Origin of the sequence: Nonomuraea sp. NPDC047897, from assembly GCF_043204415.1 — a bacterium.
Lineage (GTDB): Bacteria > Actinomycetota > Actinomycetes > Streptosporangiales > Streptosporangiaceae > Nonomuraea.
The window spans coordinates 128481-145490 of sequence record NZ_JBIDCC010000009.1 but is presented as its reverse complement, the minus strand read 5'-3'; the positions used below and the strand labels follow the sequence as shown (position 1 = coordinate 145490).

Here is a 17010-nt window from a genome sequence, read left to right as displayed (position 1 = left end):
TGACGGCTCCGCACGGGGGCGGTCACCCGGAGTTGGGTGACCGCCCCCGCTCGCGCCGATCTTCCGGCAGGATTCGTCTATGCCCTTCTGGCCATCCCCCATCTCCACGACCGACGTCGCCCGTTCCGGTCTCCGCCTGGGCTGGCCCACCGCGCTCGACGGCCAGGTGTGGTGGACGGAGGACCGGCCCGACGAGGGCGGCCGGACCACGATCATGCACCGCGCCGCCGACGGCGCCCGCGCCGAGCTGCTGCCCGCCCCGTGGAGCGCCCGCACCCGCGTCCACGAGTACGGCGGACGGCCCTACACGGTGACCCCCGCCGGCGAGGTGATCTTCACCAACCTCGCCGACCAGCGTCTCTACCTGCTCCGCGACGCGGCACCCGGTCCGCTCACCCCCGACGACGGCTCCCGTTACGCCGACCTGCTCGTCCGCGACGGCCACGTGTGGTGCGTGCGCGAGCAGCACCACGACGACGGCAAGGTGTCCCGCGCCATCGTCTCCGTCCCGCTCTCCGGTGGCGAGCCGCGCGAGCACGCCGCCGGCGCCGACTTCTACGCCTCCCCCACGCTCTCCCCCGACGGGCGGCACCTGGCCTACGTGTGCTGGAGCCACCCGCGCATGCCGTGGAACGGCACCGAGCTGCGCGTCACCCGCCTGGCCGACGGCGCGTCATGGACAGTCAAGGGGGGTACGGCCGAGTCGGTCCTCGCACCGCAGTGGAAGGACGACGGCCACCTCTACCTGATCTCCGACTGGTCCGGCTGGTGGAACCTCTACCAGATCGGCATCCACGGCACCTCTTCCCAGGCGCTCTTCCCGGCCGAGGAGGAGTTCGCCTGGCCGCTGTGGCACCTGGGCGGCCGGCCGTACGCGCTGCTGCCCGACGGGCGGCTGGCGGTGCTGCACGGGCGCGGCGACCTGCGGCTGGGGCTGCTCGACCCGGCCTCCGGCGAGCTGACCGGCTTCGACGTGCCCTACGACGGCTGGGATCCCGCGCTGGCCGCCGACGGCGCCACCCTGGTCGCGGTGGGGTACGGCCCGGCCGTGCCGCGGTCGGTCGTCCGGATCGACACCGTGACCGGCCGCGTGGAGGGGCTGCGCCGTGACGTGGCCGAACTGCCCGACATCGCCTACCTGCCCGTGCCGCGGCGAGTCGAACTGTCCGGCCGGTTCGGGCGCCACGTGCACGCCCGGCTCTACCCGCCGGCCAACCCGGCCGTGAGCTCCTCCGAGCCCCCGCCGTACGTGATCTTCGTGCACGGCGGGCCCACCTCGCACGACACCACGGCCCTCGACCTGGGCAAGGCGCTGCTCACCTCGCGCGGCATCGGCGTGCTCAGCGTCGACTACGGCGGGTCCACCGGCTACGGCCGGGCCTACCGCGAACGCCTCAAGGGACAGTGGGGCGTCGTCGACGTCGAGGACACGATCGCGGCGGCCGAGTGGCTCGCAGCCGAAGGGCTGGCCGACCCGGCGCGCATCGCGGTGCGCGGCGGCAGCGCCGGAGGCTGGACCGTGATGGCGGCCTGCTGCCGGTCCGGCGCGTTCGCGGGCGGCGTGTCCTACTACGGCGTGAGCGCGCTGGCACCGCTCAACGCCCACACCCACGACTTCGAGTCACGCTACGTGGAGTGGCTCGTCGGGCCGGAGGACCCCCACCTCTACGCCACCCGCGAGCCGCTCGCCCTGGTCGACGGCGTGTCATGCCCGATGCTGCTGCTGCAGGGGCTGGACGATCCGGTCGTGCCGCCCGAGCAGTCGGCCGCCTTCGCCGACGCCCTGTCGGAGCGGGGCGTGCCGTGCACCTACCTGACGTTCGAGGGCGAGTCACACGGGTTCCGGCGCGCCGAGACCCGGGCCACCGCCCTCGCCGCCGAACTGGCCTTCTACCAGCAGATCTTCACCTGAAGCTAGCCCTTGCGCCACTCCCCGGAGCTGAGCGCACCCGCCGCCTGCGGCCCCATCAGGCCGAGGCCGCCGTCCACGAACAGCGACGCCCCCGTCACGTAGGAGGCGCCCGGGCCGGCCAGGAACGTGATCACCGCCGCCACCTCGCGGGCGTCCCCGGCGCGGGCGATCGGATAGCCGGGCCGGGTGCCGGTCTGCGGTTGCACGTCCTCCTGCCCCGTCATCGGCGTGGCGATCTCCCCGGGCGCCACGGTGTTGACCGTGATCCCGAACTCGGCCAGCTCCAGCGCCAGGACCCGGCTCAGCATCCGCAGCCCGCCCTTGGCCGCGCAGTACGGCCCGGACCCCACCCGGGGATACTCCTCGTGCACGCTGGTGACGTTGACGATCCGGCCGCCCCGGCCCGACTCGATCATGCGCCGGGCGGCCCGCTGCGCGCACAGGAACGGCCCGTCCAGGTCCACCGCGACGACCTCCCGCCACCGCTGGTAGCTCATGTCCAGCACGGGCTCGGCGCTGCCGGTGCCGGCGTTGTTGACCAGGACACCCAGCCCGCCCAGCTCCTCCGCCAGGTCGTCGACCACCGCCGCGGCCCGTTCGGGGTCGGTCAGGTCGTGGCGGCGCAACGCGGCCGCCTTACCCAGCTCGCGGACCGCGGCGGCGGTGGACTCGGCGCCGTCGCTGTCCTCGTGGAACGTGATGCCCACGTCGAACCCCTGCTCGGCCAGCGCCACGGCCGTCGCCTTGCCGATGCCGGAGTCGGCGCCCGTGACGATCGCGACCCGGTCGTACCCCTCACTCATGCTCTCCCCCTTCGGGACGGACGGTCAGATGCGAGGCTCCTGCCCCGGATGCGACCCTCCACCCGTACGGGGGTCTCGCGCCCACCTGGACGGTCGGCGGGCGAACTCGGTGGCGCGCGACCCGCGCACCACTCAGCGGGCGAACTCGGTCGCGCGGGACTCGCGGACCACGGTGATGCGGATCTGGCCCGGGTAGGTCAGCTCCTCCTCGACCTGCTTGGCCACGTCACGGGCGATGACCTGCGCCTGGATGTCGTCGATCGCGTCCGGCTTGACCATGACGCGGATCTCCCGGCCGGCCTGCATGGCGAAGACCTTGTCCACGCCGTCGTAGGACTGCGCGATCTGCTCCAGCCGCTCCAGCCGCTTGACGTACGCCTCCAACGACTCGCGCCGGGCGCCGGGACGGCTGCCGCTGACGGCGTCGGCCGCCTGCGTGAGCACCGCCTCGACGGTGCGGACCTCCACCTCGTTGTGGTGCGCCTCGATGGCGTGGACCACGTCCTCCGCCTCCCCGTAGCGGCGGGCGATCTCCGCCCCGATCAGCGCGTGGCTGCCCTCGACCTCGTGCGTGAGCGCCTTGCCGATGTCGTGCAGCAGCGCGCAGCGCTTCATCAGCCGCTGATCCAGCTTGAGCTCGGCCGCCATGATGCCGGCGATGTGGGCCGACTCGATGAGGTGCTTGAGGACGTTCTGCCCGTAGGAGGTGCGGTAGCGGAGCTGGCCCAGCAGCATGGTCAGCTCGGGATGCATGTCGGTGATGCCCAGCTCGACCAGGGCGTCCTCGCCCGCCCGGGCGCACAGGTCCTGCACCTCGGCCCGGCTGCGCTCGTGGGCCTCTTCGATGCGCTGCGGGTGGATGCGACCGTCCAGCACCAGCTTCTCCAGGGTCAGCCTGGCGGTCTCCCGGCGTACCGGGTCGAAGCAGGACAGCAGCACCGCCTCAGGAGTGTCGTCGATGATCAGGTTGACCCCGGTGGTCGACTCGAACGCCCGGATGTTGCGCCCCTCGCGGCCGATGATGCGGCCCTTCATCTCGTCACCCGGCAGGTGCAGCACGCTCACCACCGATTCGGCTGTCTGCTCGGCCGCCAGCCGCTGCACCGCCAAGGTCACGATCTTGGTCGCGCGCTTCTCGCCCTCCCGGCGCGCCTCGCCCTCGATCTGCCGGATGGTGAGGGCGGCCTCGCGCTTGGCCTGGTTCTCGATCTCCATGACCAGCTCGGCCTTGGCCTGCTCGGCCGTCAGGCCCGCGACCCGTTCCAGGACGGCCCGCCGCTCGTCCTCCACCTGCAGCAGCTCGGCCCGCCGGTCGGCCAGCTCGATCTCGGTCTCGGCCAGCTTGCGCTCGCGTTCGGCCTGCCTGCGGGCCTCCTCGTCGAGCCGCTGCTCCCGCTCGGCCAGCCGGCCCTCGCGCCGTTCGAGGTCGGCACGCAGCTCCTTGAGCTCGGACTTGAGTATCCGGCTCTCCTCCTCGACCTGGCGCCGCATCTCCGCGGCGCTCTCGGCCGCCGCCTCCGACCGGCGCAGGATCTCCTCGGCGTCCGACCGGGCCTTGCCGCGGATCTCACCGGCCTCCTGGCGGGCCTGCTCCAGCTCCTCGTTGACGGCCTCCACCTGCTCGGCGGACGGCGTGATCGCCTGGGGAACACCGCCGGACGTCCGCCGCACCACGATCCACAGCGCGCCGATCATCCCGAACGTGAGCAGGAGCACCGCCACCGACAGCACCACGACAAGCGGCCCCATGTGCGCCCTGCCCTCCTCGCCTCGTCACACCCGAAAAGGCGGCCGGTCAATTGCGGGAGGGGTCACCTGCGCAGCACGGAAAGCCGGTCGGCGGCAACGCCGCGACGACACCGCGACGCGCGTCACGCAAGCCAAGGCTGACCGGGCGCCGACCTGGGCAGCCGGCACCTCGTCTGTCTCGATCGACCAAGCTCGTTCGTCCGTAGTTCACCGGTATGGCAATCCGCTGCGCGGAGTAACTCCCTCACTGCCGTCGAGGTTATGCGTGGAACAGGTCACGGGCAAGCAAACGCGTTATCAAGCGTGTCTTATGGGTCATCGCCTCGTCATTCGACCGGATATTTCGGGACCAGCGAGAATTGCCGTGCATCGACGCCGCCGCCTCACCTGCCCGCCCTCCGCAACCCGCCAGACCGTGACCCCTCACACCCACAACTCGCCCCACCTACAACCCCCCAGCCCCACAGCCGCCCCATCCACAATCCGCAGAACCGCCCATCAGACCCACGACCCGCCCCGCCACAGCCCGCCACACTCACAACCCGTCAGGCCCGCAGGCGCAGTCCGCGAGGTGTCGGGTGGAAACCCGCCTCCTCCAGCGCGGCCGCCAGCGGGGTGTTCACGATCGAGGCGCCGTCGGCCCGCTCCACGGTCAGCTTGCCCAGCGCCCCGTCGCGCACGGCCAGCGCGAGCGCGTCCACGGCAGGCCTCAGCCGCTCCCCGTCGGTGAACGACAGCAGCGTCTTGCCTCCACGTTCGACGTAGAGCACCAGGAACCCGTCGACCAGCACCACGAGCGCCCCCGCCTTGCGGCCGGGCTTGTGCGAGACATCCCCTGGATGGGCCGGCCACGGCAGCGCGGCTCCGTAGGGGTTCGCGGGGTCGGCGGCGGCGAGCACCACCGCCCGCCGTGTCCCGCCGGAGCCCGCACCACGCCCACCTGCGTCGCCGAGCGGTGACAGGCCGTCGCCTCCCGCCGGCCCCTCGGGCGCTCCGGCACCGCCCCTGACACCCGGCGCGATGCCCGGAGCCATCGCGCGCATCCGGTCCACTGCCCCCGGCAGCGCGAACTGCGCGCCTCCGAGCCCTTCCACGAAGTAGCCCCGGCGGCACCGCCCGCTCTCCTCATACGCTCGCAACACCTGGTAGACCGGCGCGAACCCGCCGGGCAGCCGCTCGGACGTCACCGCCCCCCGGGTCACCACGCCATGCCGCTCCAGCAGCGCCTCGGCCTGTGCCTGCGCCCGCATCGTCGCGTCGGACGCCGGGCCGGGCAGCAGCCACCACCGACCGCCCACGGTCGGCGGCCCGCTCCTGGTCGGCAGCACGGCACGGCGGCGCCGCGTCGTCGCCGGCCGGTGCGCGGGCCGGCCGGAGCCGAGCGTCGCCCGCAGCGGCGCCAGCGTGTCGCCCGACACCCGTCCCGCCCACACCAGGTCCCACAGCGCCGCAGTCAGCGCACCGTCGTCGAGTGAGCCGAGCCGGTCGGACAGCCCGCGGAAGAACAGCGCCCCTCCCCCACCGAGCGCTTCGAGCACCTGTGCGTGCAGCGGGGTCATGGTGATCTCGCCGGGGTCGGGCAGCAGCAGGGGCGCGGTGTCGGCGAAGTAGAGGCACACCCATCCGTCGCCGCCCGGCAGCGACCCCTGCCCCGTCCAGATCACCTCTCCGGACGAGGTCAGCTCGTCGAGCAGCGCCGGATGGTAGCCGGGCACCCGCGACGGCAGCACCAGCGTCTCCAGCGCCGAGGCCGGCACCGCAGCGCCCTGGAGCTGCTCGATCGCATGCACCAGCGCGTCCATCGCCCGAGCGGCCCCGGCACTGCCGGCGCCTCGCGACCCGCCCCCGGACCAGCCACCGCCTGCCGCCCCGGCCCCGCCCGGCAGGCCCGAGGCTCCCCCACCGGACCCTGCCGTGATGCCGTGCCAGGCGGACAGGAAGACGGCGAGCGTCTCCGGCGCGACCGGCTCCACCTCCTTGCGCAGCCGGGCCAGCGACCGGCGCCGCAGCATGCGCAGCACCCCGGCGTCGCACCATTCGGCTCCCCGGCCGCCCGGCCGGAACTCGCCGGTGACCACCCGGCCCGACGCGGCCAGCCGGTGCAGCGCGTCGCCGACCACCGCCACCCCCAGCCCGAACCTGGCCGCCGCCGTGCCGGCCTCGAACGGCCCCCGCGTGCGGGCGTGGCGGGCGAGCAGGTCGGCCAGCGGATCGGGGACCGGCTCCAGGAACGCGTGGGGCACCCCGACGGGCGGCGGCACGCCCAGCGCGTCACGCATCCTGGCGGCGTCCTCGATCGCCGCCCACTGCTCCTCGCCCGCGATCCGCACCCTGATGGCCCGGCGGGCCCGTTCGAGCTCCTCCAGCCAGGCCGGATCGCCGCCGCGCACGCTCACGTCGGGAGACAGCAGCGGGCCGTGCGAACGCAGCAGGTCGGCGAGGTCCTCCACGTCGCGCAGCGGCCGGTCGAGCCGGGCCAGCTCGCGCTCGGCGTCGGAGATCACGTCCGGGTCGAGCAGCTCCCGCAGGTCGGCCTGCCCGAGCAACTCGGCCAGCAGCGTGGTGTCGAGCGCCAGGGCCTGCGCCCGCCGTTCGGCCAGCGGCGCGTCGCCCTCGTACATGAACGCGCCCACGTAGTGGAACAGCAGGGACGCCGCGAACGGCGAGGCCTGCGACGTCTCGACCTCGACGACGCGCACGTCGCGGGCGGCGATGTCGCGCATGAGCCGCACGAGCCCCGGCACGTCGAACACGTCCTGCAGGCACTCCCGCATCGTCTCCAGCACGATCGGGAACGAGGCGTAGCGCGAGGCCACCCCCAGCAGGTGCGCCGCCCGCTGGCGCTGCTGCCAGAGCGGGCTGCGCCGCCCGGGTGTGCGGCGGGGCAGCAGCAACGCCCGGCCGGCGCATTCCCGGAACCGCGACGCGAACATCGCCGACCCGCCGAGCTCCTCCGTGACGATCTGCTCGATCTCCTCCGGGTCGAACGCCGCCACGTCGGACGGCGGCTCGGTCAGCGTGTCGGGGATGCGCAGCACGATGCCGTCGTCGGAGTGCACCGCCTGCACGTCGACGCCGTATCGCTCGCGCAACCGCCGGTTGATCGCCAGCGCCCAGGGGGCGTGCACCCGCGCGCCGTACGGGGAGTGGATGACCACGCGCCAGTCGCCCAGCTCGTCGTGGAAGCGCTCGACCAGCAGGGTGCGGTCGTCGGGCACGTAGCCGGTGGCCTCGCGCTGCTCGGCCAGGTAGGACATCAGGTTGGCAGCGGCGTACTCGTCGAGGCCGGCCGCGCGCAGCCGCTCGACGGAGCCGCCGCCCGCGTGCTCGCGCAGGAAGGAGCCGATGGCGCGCCCCAGCTCGGCGGGGCGTCCGGGGGCGTCACCGTGCCAGAACGGCAGCTTGCCCGGCTGGCCGGGAGCCGGCGAGACGAGCACCCGGTCGGCTGTGATGTCCTCGATGCGCCAGGACGTGGCGCCGAGCACGAACACGTCTCCGGCCCGCGACTCGTAGACCATCTCCTCGTCCAGCTCGCCGACGCGGGACGCCTTCTCGCCGACGAGGAACACGCCGAACATGCCGCGGTCGGGGATCGTGCCGCCGTTGGTGACCGCGAGCCGCTGCGCGCCGGGGCGGCCGCGCAACGTGCCCGTCACCCGGTCCCACACCACGCGCGGGCGCAGCTCGGCGAACTCCTCGCTCGGATAGCGGCCGGCCAGCATGTCGAGGGTGGCCTCCAGCGCCGAGCGCGGCAGGGTCGTGTAGGGGGCGGCGCGTTTGACCACGCTCTCCAGCTCGTCGACGGTCCACTCGTCGAGCGCCGTCATCGCCACGATCTGCTGGGCCAGCACGTCGAGCGGGTTGCGCGGGTAGCGCAACTCCTCGATCCGGCCGCTCTTCATCCGCTCGGCCACCACAGCCGTCTGCACGAGGTCGCCCCGATATTTCGGGAAGATGACCCCCTTGGACACGGCGCCCACCTGGTGACCGGCGCGGCCGATGCGCTGCAGCCCGCTGGCCACGCTCGGCGGGGCCTCGACGCAGGCGACCAGGTCGACCGCGCCCATGTCGATGCCGAGCTCCAGGCTGGAGGTGGCGACCACGGCGGGCAGCCGGCCCGACTTGAGCGCCTCCTCGATCTGGCCGCGCTCCTCCTTGGAGACCGAGCCGTGGTGGGCGCGGACGACCTCGGGAAGCACTCCCTTGCTCGCACCGGCCTGCGCCATCATCTCGGCGGGAGTGCGCCGCACGGGCTCGGGCGCCGCACGCCCGCCGGCCGCGCGCCGGTCCGTCGCCCTCCCGGTCTCCGGGTCCGGGCGGCCCGCCGACCCGTCCGCCGGGGTCTCCCAGATCGACAGGTCCACCTGCTCCGCCTGGCCCCGCGCCCGGTCGTGGGCGAGCTCGTTGAGCCGGGTGCACAGCCGCTCGGCCAGCCGTCTGGAGTTGGCGAACACGATCGTCGAGTCGTGGGCCGCGATCAGGTCGAACAGGTGCTCCTCGACATGCGGCCAGATGGACCGGTTGGTCGGCTCGGCGGCGAACTCCTCGCCGTCGGCCGGTCGGGGCGCCCCCTCGGTCCGGGTCATGTCCTCGACGGGGACGACGACCTCCACCTCGATGCGCTTGTCGGAGGGCGGCTGCACCACGGTCGCCGGGCGGGTGCCGCCCAGGAAGGCGGCGACCTCGCTCACCGGGCGGACGGTCGCCGACAGCCCGATGCGCTGCGCCGGCCGGTCGAGCAGCGCGTCGAGCCGCTCCAGGCTCAGCGCCAGGTGGGCGCCGCGCTTGGTGGCGGCCACCGCGTGCACCTCGTCCACGATGACCGTGCGCACGCCGCGCAGCGCCTCCCGCGCCTGGCTCGTGAGCAGCAGGAACAGTGACTCCGGCGTCGTGATGAGGATGTCGGACGGCTTGGCGGCGAAGCGCCTGCGGTCGTCGGCGGGCGTGTCGCCGGACCGGATCGCCACCGAGATCGCCGGCACGGGCAGCCCCAGCCGCCTGGCGGTCTGTTCCAGCCCGGCCAGCGGGGCGCGCAGGTTGCGCTCGACGTCGACGGCCAGCGCCTTGAGCGGCGAGACGTACAGCACCTTCGTGCGTTTCGTGCCCGCCTCGCCCTCCGTCGCCTCCTCGGTCTGGCCGGCCGCCAGCCGGTCGAGCGACCACAGGAAGGCCGCCAGCGTCTTGCCGGACCCCGTCGGCGCGACGACCAGCGTGTTGTCGCCGCGGGCGATGGACGCCCAGGCGCCCTCCTGCGCGGCGGTGGGCGCGGCGAAGGCTCCGGCGAACCATTGCCTGGTCACCTGGCTGAAGTGGTCGAGCGAGCTCACCCGCCCATAGTGCCTCGCCGTACCGACAAAAACGCACTGTGCCCCCGGCGGGCGGTTGAGTGCGGGCGCAGCGGACATAGAGCCACCGTGGGCATTGACTACGCAGCCATCGAAGCTCGCCGCGAGGACATCAGGGAGCGCTATCTCTTACCGCGCCGGCCTCCGAGCAGCGCCCGCGGCCTGCACCACTTCGCCCTGCTCTCGTCGGACGTCGAGCGGACGATCACGTTCTACCAGGAGCTCCTGGAGTTCCCGCTCACGGAGATCTTCGAGAACCGCGACTACCAGGGGTCCAGCCACTTCTTCTTCGACATCGGCAACGGCAACCTGCTCGCCTTCTTCGACTTCCCCGGCCTCGACCTCGCCCCCTACCGGGAGGTGCTCGGCGGGCTGCACCACATCGCGATCTCCGTCGATCCCGTCACGTGGGAGCGGCTGCGCGGGAAGCTGGAGATGGCCGGCGTGCCGCACCAGATCGAGAGCGGCGCCTCCATCTACTTCCGCGATCCCGACGGCGCCCGTCTGGAGCTGCTCGCCGACCACCTGGGCGAGATGTACGGCTCACACGTGCTGTGAACCCGCCGTGGCGGCGCGGGCCCAGGCTGACGCCATGACGCCCTGCGCGTCCTCGGCCTGCCCGCTCGCGGCGAGCTTTCGACGGCCGCGTGCCGTTCGGACCTTCCGGCTCTGTCCTTCTGTACGGGGGATGTCGTACCCACCCACGCCGGTCGCCGTTCCATACTTGAGTGATGCGCCTGACCGAGTTCTGGAGACGAATGCGCGCCCATTTCGGCGACACTTATGCCGATTCATGGGCCCGCGACTACGTGCTGGCCCCGCTCGACGGCCGCACGGTGATGCAGGCGCTGGCCGAGGGAGAGAGCGCCAAGACCGTGTGGCGGGCGGTCTGCCAGGTGGAAGACGTCCCGCCCCGCCTGCGGTGAGACGTCCGGGGTCACCCTGACCGCGGCGGGTCGAGGGTGTCCCGCAGCGCGCGGGCGGTGCGATCCGGATCGTCGGCTCGCCCCTGCCCGCCAGGCGACCACAGGAAGACCCACCCGCCGGTGGTGAGCGCGGCGAAGACGATCGTCCGGCGGCCGGTCCCGGGATGCCAGACCCGCAGCATCGGATCGTCGCCGCCGATCACACGGCCCACCAATCCGTGCGGCGGCAGCGTCTCGGCCAGAGCCCGCAGATGGGTGCGCCGTTCACCGGTGTACGTGCTCGACACGTCGCCGCCTCCAACCCTCGACGGAACTGTCCCCGGCTCGGTGACGCCCCTACCTCCGTACGCCGAAATGGCTGGAAATATCAGGACTCCACGTCGACCTCGCCCCGCGCGGCACAGCCAGGCCCGCGCGCGGAGGAAGTGACGCAGAGGGCCGGGACACAGCAGCCCCAGACACAGCAGACCCCGAACACGGAGGGCCGGGCAGACCCGGACACGGAGGGTCGGACACGGAGGGTCGGACACGGCGCGGGGCCGTCGCGCCCCCCTCCAGGAGACGACCCGCGGCCGATCGCGATCATCAGTACCCCCGCGGCCGGTCGCACGAGGTGCCAGGAGGCCGGTTCGCCCCGGAGGGGCGTCACGCGACCAGTCGTCCCGCCCGCGGTGTGGAACGGCCTCGGCCGGACCCCGCGTACCGCAGCGTGTTCGCGGCGTGATCGAACAGTCGTTCGGCTACCATGGAACTCGCCGGGCCACGTCTTCCCCGGCATCGGCGGAAAATGTCGGTGGCAGGCCGTAGCTTTCACTCGACTGACCGAACACGACCCTGCAGGGGGAGTTCCATGGCTATCAACGACCGCGAGAAGGCCCTCGAGACCGCCCTCGCACAGATCGAGAGGCAGTTCGGCAAGGGCTCCGTCATGCGCCTCGGCGATGACGCGCGAGCCCCCATCGAGGTGATCCCCACGGGGTCGATCTCCCTTGACGTCGCGCTGGGCATCGGCGGGCTGCCGCGCGGCAGGATCGTCGAGATCTACGGCCCGGAGTCCTCGGGTAAGACCACGATCGCCCTGCACGCGGTGGCCAACGCGCAGCGTGCGGGCGGCATCGCGGCGTTCATCGACGCCGAGCACGCCCTCGACCCCGAATACGCCAAGAAGCTCGGCGTCGACACCGACGCGCTGCTGGTCTCCCAGCCCGACACCGGTGAGCAGGCGCTTGAGATCGCCGACATGCTGATCAGGTCGGGCGCCGTCGACATCATCGTCATCGACTCGGTCGCCGCGCTGGTGCCCAAGGCGGAGATCGAGGGCGAGATGGGCGACAGCCACGTCGGCCTCCAGGCCCGTCTGATGTCGCAGGCGCTGCGCAAGGTCGCCGGCGCGCTCAGCAGCACCGGCACCACCGCCATCTTCATCAACCAGCTGCGCGAGAAGATCGGCGTCATGTTCGGCTCGCCGGAGACCACGACCGGCGGTAAGGCGCTCAAGTTCTACGCCTCGGTCCGGATGGACATCCGCCGCATCGAGACGCTCAAGGACGGCACGGAGGCGGTCGGCAACCGCACCCGCGTCAAGGTCGTGAAGAACAAGATGGCCCCGCCTTTCCGGGTGGCCGACTTCGACATCCTCTACGGCGTGGGCATCTCCCGCGAGGGCGGCCTGATCGACATGGGCGTCGAGCACGGCTTCGTCCGCAAGTCCGGCGCCTGGTACACCTACGAGGGCGACCAGCTCGGCCAGGGCAAGGAGAACGCCCGCAACTTCCTGAAGAACCACCCCGACATGGCCAACGAGATCGAGAAGAAGATCAAGGACAAGCTGGGTGTGGGCCCGCGGCTCGACGCCCCCGCCGCAGCTCCCGCTCCGGCTCCGGCCGCCGCCGCCCCGTCCGGCCGCGGTTCCAAGGCCGCCACGCCGAAGCCCGGTGACGTCTGATCGGTCGCCACATGAGTGACACCGATCCGGCTGAGGCGCCTCGCGGCCGCGACCGCGACCGGGGCGCGTGGCCCGACCCTCCTGCCCCACAGGCCGGTGGCTCCCGCCCGTCCCACGGCGGGAGCCACCGCGACCTCCCCTCCCCGGGTGACGCCCCCTCAGGCTCGAAGGGTCCACGCCCCTGGTCCGGCCAGGACGATGAGTCTTCGCCGCCGTCCGTGGGCGGCTGGCCGTCGGTGAGCGAGTGGCGCGAACGCAAACGCCGTACGGCGGACAGCTCCGTGCCCCTCGTTCCCCCGAGCCCCATGAGCACCGCCGCCATGGGCGAGACCGTCCACGCGGCTCCCGAAGCTGTCGCGACCCCCCACGCTGTCGCGGCGTCCGGGCCCGGATCACCCGAGGGTGGCGAAGCCTGGGCCCCTGAGGTGCCCCCCGGTGAGGCAACCCCAGCAGGAGCAGAGGACTCCGGCGAGCTCGAAGATGGTGGACGACTCCCAGGAGCCGGCGGCGATCCGGGTGCCGGGGCGCCCGAGGCCGGTCAAGGATCTTCCTCGGAGGCAGGAGACGCGGCCTGGTGGTCGCCCACGCCCTTGCTCCCCTCTGGTGAGGAGAGCGAGCAGGAGAGCTCGGCCAAGTCTCGGCGCGCCCGACGGCCGGGCGGCCGAGGCGGTCGCAAGCGTGGCCGTGCGGCGGACAAGGACGCCGGGTGGCTGCCCGACGGACCCGACGACGGCTCGACGGCCGCCGCCGCGCCGGACGCCGATCCGGAGGCGGTGGCCCGGGCCATCTGCCTCCGCCTGCTGACGATGGCCCCCAAGACCCGCGCCCAGCTCGCACAAGCCCTACGCAAACGGGACGTGCCGGAAGAGGCGGCGGAGGCGGTGCTCGACCGGTTCTCGGAGCTGGGGCTGATCAACGACGAGGCGTTCGCCGAGGCATGGGTCGACTCCCGTCACCACGGCCGCGGTCTGGCCAAACGCGCCCTGGCAGCCGAGCTCCGCCACCGCGGGGTCGACTCCGACACGGTCAACGAAGCCGTCGAACGCCTCGACCCCGACCAGGAGCTCGAAACAGCCCGCCGCCTCGTCGAACGCAAGCTCGCCGCCACCCGCGCCCTCGACACCCAGACCCGCACTCGCCGGCTCGCCGGCATGCTCGCACGCAAGGGTTACGCTCCCGGCCTGGCGTTCCGGGTCGTCAAGGAGGCGTTGGAGCAGGAGGGCCTGGAGATCGACGACGATTACCCCTGACCACGACCAGGCCCCAGCACCAACCCTGACCATGCCGACCCGGCAACAGAGGTCAGGCAACAGGGACCAGCCGACGGGGACCACCCGACAGGGACCACCCGACAGGGACCACCCGACAGGGAGCAACCGCCACGGCCGGATACCGCGCTGGTCCGCGCGGACGAGCGTCAGTCGCGATGGCGAAGGGTCGTGTCGATCAGGAGTTCGGCGAGGTGCACCACTCGTACAGCCGACTTCCTGCGGCGCAGGCCCTGAGCGAGCTGCCGGTAACAGCCGGGGTTGACCACGGCCACGTAGTCGACTTCCGCGGCCTCGATCTCGTCCAGCTTCGCGTCGAGAACACGCCTGCTGTCGCGGGGCCGGACAAGGGCGTAGGTACCAGCCGCGCCACAGCAGGCCCCGGCCGACGGCAGCTCGACGTATTCGCCGATCTGCTCCAGCAGCGCCCGCGGCTCGCGCCACACGCCGAGGCCGTTGCGCAGATGGCAGGAGTCCTGCAGACCGATCCGAAGCGGCTTGTCGGACGAGGACGCGGGGCCGATCCCGTGCGCGGCGGAAGGCTCCGGTCGCGCAGGGGCGGGGCACGCAGGTGAAGAATCCACGGAAGATCCCAGACGCGGGTCAGCAGGCGACTCGGGTGAGGGATCAGCGGAAGGCTCCGGACACGAACCAGCCGGCGGCATCGGGGAAGGACTCGTGGGCGGCTTCGTCGAGGAACCCGTGGGAGGTGGGGTGGTGAGGTATTCCGACAGTTCCTTGACCCGGGCGCGGCCGAGGACGTCCGACAGGTGAGCCGCGCAGCCGCCGGAGGTGGTGACGATGCTGCCCGGCAGCCGTTCGCCCAGTTCGGCGGCCATTCGCCGGCCGTGTTCGGAGTCTCCGTTGTGCGCGTGCAGGGCGCCGCAGCAGCCCTGGGCCGGTGGAGCGGCCAGTTCGGGCCTCAGTCGCAGCGCCGCCCGGCTGACCCTGGGGTAGAGCGCCCGTTCGAAGCAGCCGAGCATCAGGTGCGGGCCGGACGGCTTGGCGCGGGTGCGGGCGTGCCGGCTGAGCAGGCCGAGGAACCGTACGCGCCACTGGGCGTTGACCGCGAACATCAGCAGCCGCACGACGAGCGGCCGGTCGGCGCCCTGCCACTGCTGGTCCCGCCACTCCTCCAGCAGCGCCCCGTACTGGACCCCGGCCGGGCAGACGGTCTCGCACGCGCGGCAGCCCAGGCAGAAGCTCGCCTCCTCGCCCAGCCGTTGGTCGTCGGCCGGCAGGGTGCCCTCGTCGAGGGCGCGCATGAGGTTGATGCGGCCACGCGGGGAGGACGTCTCGTCCTTGGTCAGCGCGTACGTCGGGCACGCGGGCAGGCAGAAGCCGCAGGAGATGCAGCGGTTGAGCAGGTCGGGGGTGAAGCCGGTCATGAGCCCACCTTTCCGGGGTTGAGGACGCCCGCCGAGTCGAACGCGGCCCTGATCCGGCGCAGCGGGCCAGGAGCGGAGCCGGTCATGAGCCCACCTTTCCGGGGTTGAGGACGCCCGCCGGGTCGAACGCGGCCTTGATCCGGCGCAGCAGGTCGAGTTGGGCGGTGCCCAGCCGTTCGGCGAGGTAGGGCAGCTTGGCCGCGCCGACGCCGTGTTCGCCGGTGATGGTGCCGCCCAGGCTCATCGCCGTGCGGAAGATCTCCGCGAAGGCGCGGTGGGCGCGCTCGATCGCCTCGTCGTCGCCGGGTTCGATGACGCAGGTCGGGTGCAGGTTGCCGTCGCCTGCGTGGCCGAAGGTGGCGATGGAGACGTCGTACCGGTCGGCGATCGCGTCGATGTGGCCGACCATGGCGGCGATCTGCGGGCGGGGCACGCCGACGTCCTCCAGGATGGTGATGGAGCCGAGCCGCGACAGCGCAGGCAGCGTGCACCGGCGGGCGGCCAGCAGGGCCTCCGACTCGGCGGCGGGGCCGGCGACGGTGGCCTCGATCGCGCCTGCGGCCAGGCACAGTTCGGCCATCCGCGTCAGCCGACCGGTGACGGCGGCGGCCTCGCCGTCGTCACCGAAGATCAGCAGTGCGCCGGCGTCGCGTCGCAGCCCCAGCCGGGCGAACTCTTCGACCGCCTGGACGCATTTGGCGTCGAGGAACTCCAGCGTCGCTGGGACGATGCCGGCGGCGATGATGTCCGCGACCGCGCGGCCGGCGTCGGCGAGGTGGGGGAAGTAGGCGAGGCCGTTGCCGCCGGCGGGCGGGGCGGGCAGCAGGGCGAGGGTCACCTCGGTGATGACGCCGAGGGTGCCCTCGGACCCGGTGAGCAGGCGGGTCAGGTCGTAGCCGGCGACGTCCTTCCAGAGCCGGCCGCCGGTGCGGATGACCTCGCCGGTGGCCAGCACGGTCTCGGTGCCGAGCACGTAGTTGCGGGTCACGCCGTACTTGAGGCCGCGCAGGCCGCCCGCGCAGGTGGCGACCGTCCCGCCGATGGTGGCCACGCTCCTGCTGCCCGGGTCGGGGGCGTACAACAGGCCGCGCGCGGCGGCGGCGTCGGCGAGCGCCGCGCAGGTCACGCCGGGCTGGCAGACGGCCAGCAGTTCGTCGTCGCTGAGTTCGAGGATGCGGTCGAGCCGGGTCAGCACCAGGACGATGCCGCCCGTCAGGGGGACGGTTCCGGAGCACAGGTTGGAGCCCGCGCCGCGCGGGACGACGGGGATGGAGCGCGCGCTGGCCAGCCGGAGCACGGCGGCGACCTCGTCGGTGGAGGCGGGGTGAACCACGGCGCCCGGGCGGGCGTGGAAGAGCGGGGTGGCGTCGCGGGTGTAGGCGGTCACGTCCCCATCGGCGTGCCGTACGTGGTCCGCGCCGACGATGGCGCGCAGCTCGCGCAGCACGGCGGTGTCCATGGGCTCCCCGGCTGGGGCTGTCTTCATCGGCGGGTCTCCTCCGGAACGGTCGCGGCGGTGCTGCCGTGCCGGAAAACCTAGCAATATTCCTCATAGCGGTCTAGAGTTCCATTATACGGAACGACTAGGCGGCCCGGTCCGCCGGAGCCAGGTGTAGCGGCTTCTTGACACGCCCAGACCTAGATGATGTCCTGTTCCCGATTCAGAACCACATT

Annotated in this window: 11 protein-coding genes; 5 read left to right on the top strand and 6 right to left on the bottom strand. The window is 72.8% G+C overall.

Features of this window, described 5'->3' with window-relative positions:
* Positions 1-79 precede the first annotated feature (79 nt).
* Entirely contained in the window at positions 80-1912 is a 1833-nt protein-coding gene (locus tag ACGF0J_RS21415) for a prolyl oligopeptidase family serine peptidase (RefSeq protein WP_393148340.1), read from the top strand.
* Positions 1913-1914: 2 nt separating this feature from the next.
* Here ACGF0J_RS21415 and ACGF0J_RS21410 read toward each other — a convergent pair whose 3' ends face one another.
* The 3 genes from ACGF0J_RS21410 to ACGF0J_RS21400 all read right to left on the bottom strand — a co-directional run bounded on the left by ACGF0J_RS21410 (position 1915) and on the right by ACGF0J_RS21400 (position 9791).
* Positions 1915-2715 (bottom strand): SDR family oxidoreductase, encoded by an 801-nt coding sequence (locus ACGF0J_RS21410; protein ID WP_393148338.1) that lies wholly within the window; start codon positions 2713-2715, stop codon positions 1915-1917.
* A gap of 132 nt (positions 2716-2847) precedes the next feature.
* Positions 2848-4464 (bottom strand): ribonuclease Y, encoded by a 1617-nt coding sequence (gene rny / locus ACGF0J_RS21405; protein ID WP_393148336.1) that lies wholly within the window; start codon positions 4462-4464, stop codon positions 2848-2850.
* A 545-nt stretch (positions 4465-5009) separates the two neighbouring features.
* Positions 5010-9791 (bottom strand): ATP-dependent helicase, encoded by a 4782-nt coding sequence (locus tag ACGF0J_RS21400; RefSeq protein ID WP_393148334.1) that lies wholly within the window; start codon positions 9789-9791, stop codon positions 5010-5012.
* An 87-nt stretch (positions 9792-9878) separates the two neighbouring features.
* Between ACGF0J_RS21400 and ACGF0J_RS21395 the strand changes: the two genes are divergently transcribed.
* Together ACGF0J_RS21395 and ACGF0J_RS21390 are read left to right on the top strand one after the other, a co-directional pair.
* Positions 9879-10367, top strand: a complete 489-nt coding sequence (locus ACGF0J_RS21395; protein WP_393148332.1) for a VOC family protein — start codon at positions 9879-9881, stop codon at positions 10365-10367.
* A gap of 173 nt (positions 10368-10540) precedes the next feature.
* A complete protein-coding gene (locus ACGF0J_RS21390) occupies positions 10541-10735 on the top strand; it encodes a DUF3046 domain-containing protein (protein WP_393148831.1) in 195 nt (64 codons plus the stop codon).
* An 11-nt stretch (positions 10736-10746) separates the two neighbouring features.
* On the opposite strand, the gene ACGF0J_RS21385 is transcribed toward ACGF0J_RS21390, so the two are convergent.
* Entirely contained in the window at positions 10747-11022 is a 276-nt protein-coding gene (locus ACGF0J_RS21385; RefSeq protein ID WP_393148330.1) for a hypothetical protein, read from the bottom strand.
* Between the two features lie 563 nt (positions 11023-11585).
* On the opposite strand from ACGF0J_RS21385, the gene recA reads away from it, so the two are divergent.
* Together recA and recX are read left to right on the top strand one after the other, a co-directional pair.
* A complete protein-coding gene (gene recA, locus ACGF0J_RS21380) occupies positions 11586-12680 on the top strand; it encodes a recombinase RecA (RefSeq protein ID WP_393148328.1) in 1095 nt (364 codons plus the stop codon).
* An 11-nt stretch (positions 12681-12691) separates the two neighbouring features.
* The gene (gene recX, locus ACGF0J_RS21375; protein WP_393148326.1) at positions 12692-13930 is read left to right on the top strand and encodes a recombination regulator RecX; all 1239 of its coding nucleotides are present in this window, start codon (positions 12692-12694) and stop codon (positions 13928-13930) included.
* Positions 13931-14097: 167 nt separating this feature from the next.
* Here the strand turns inward: recX and ACGF0J_RS21370 are convergent, their stop codons facing one another.
* Both ACGF0J_RS21370 and ACGF0J_RS21365 read right to left on the bottom strand, forming a co-directional pair.
* Positions 14098-15336 (bottom strand): (Fe-S)-binding protein, encoded by a 1239-nt coding sequence (locus tag ACGF0J_RS21370; RefSeq protein WP_393148324.1) that lies wholly within the window; start codon positions 15334-15336, stop codon positions 14098-14100.
* An 82-nt stretch (positions 15337-15418) separates the two neighbouring features.
* A complete protein-coding gene (locus tag ACGF0J_RS21365; RefSeq protein ID WP_393148322.1) occupies positions 15419-16822 on the bottom strand; it encodes an FAD-binding oxidoreductase in 1404 nt (467 codons plus the stop codon).
* Positions 16823-17010 lie beyond the last annotated feature (188 nt).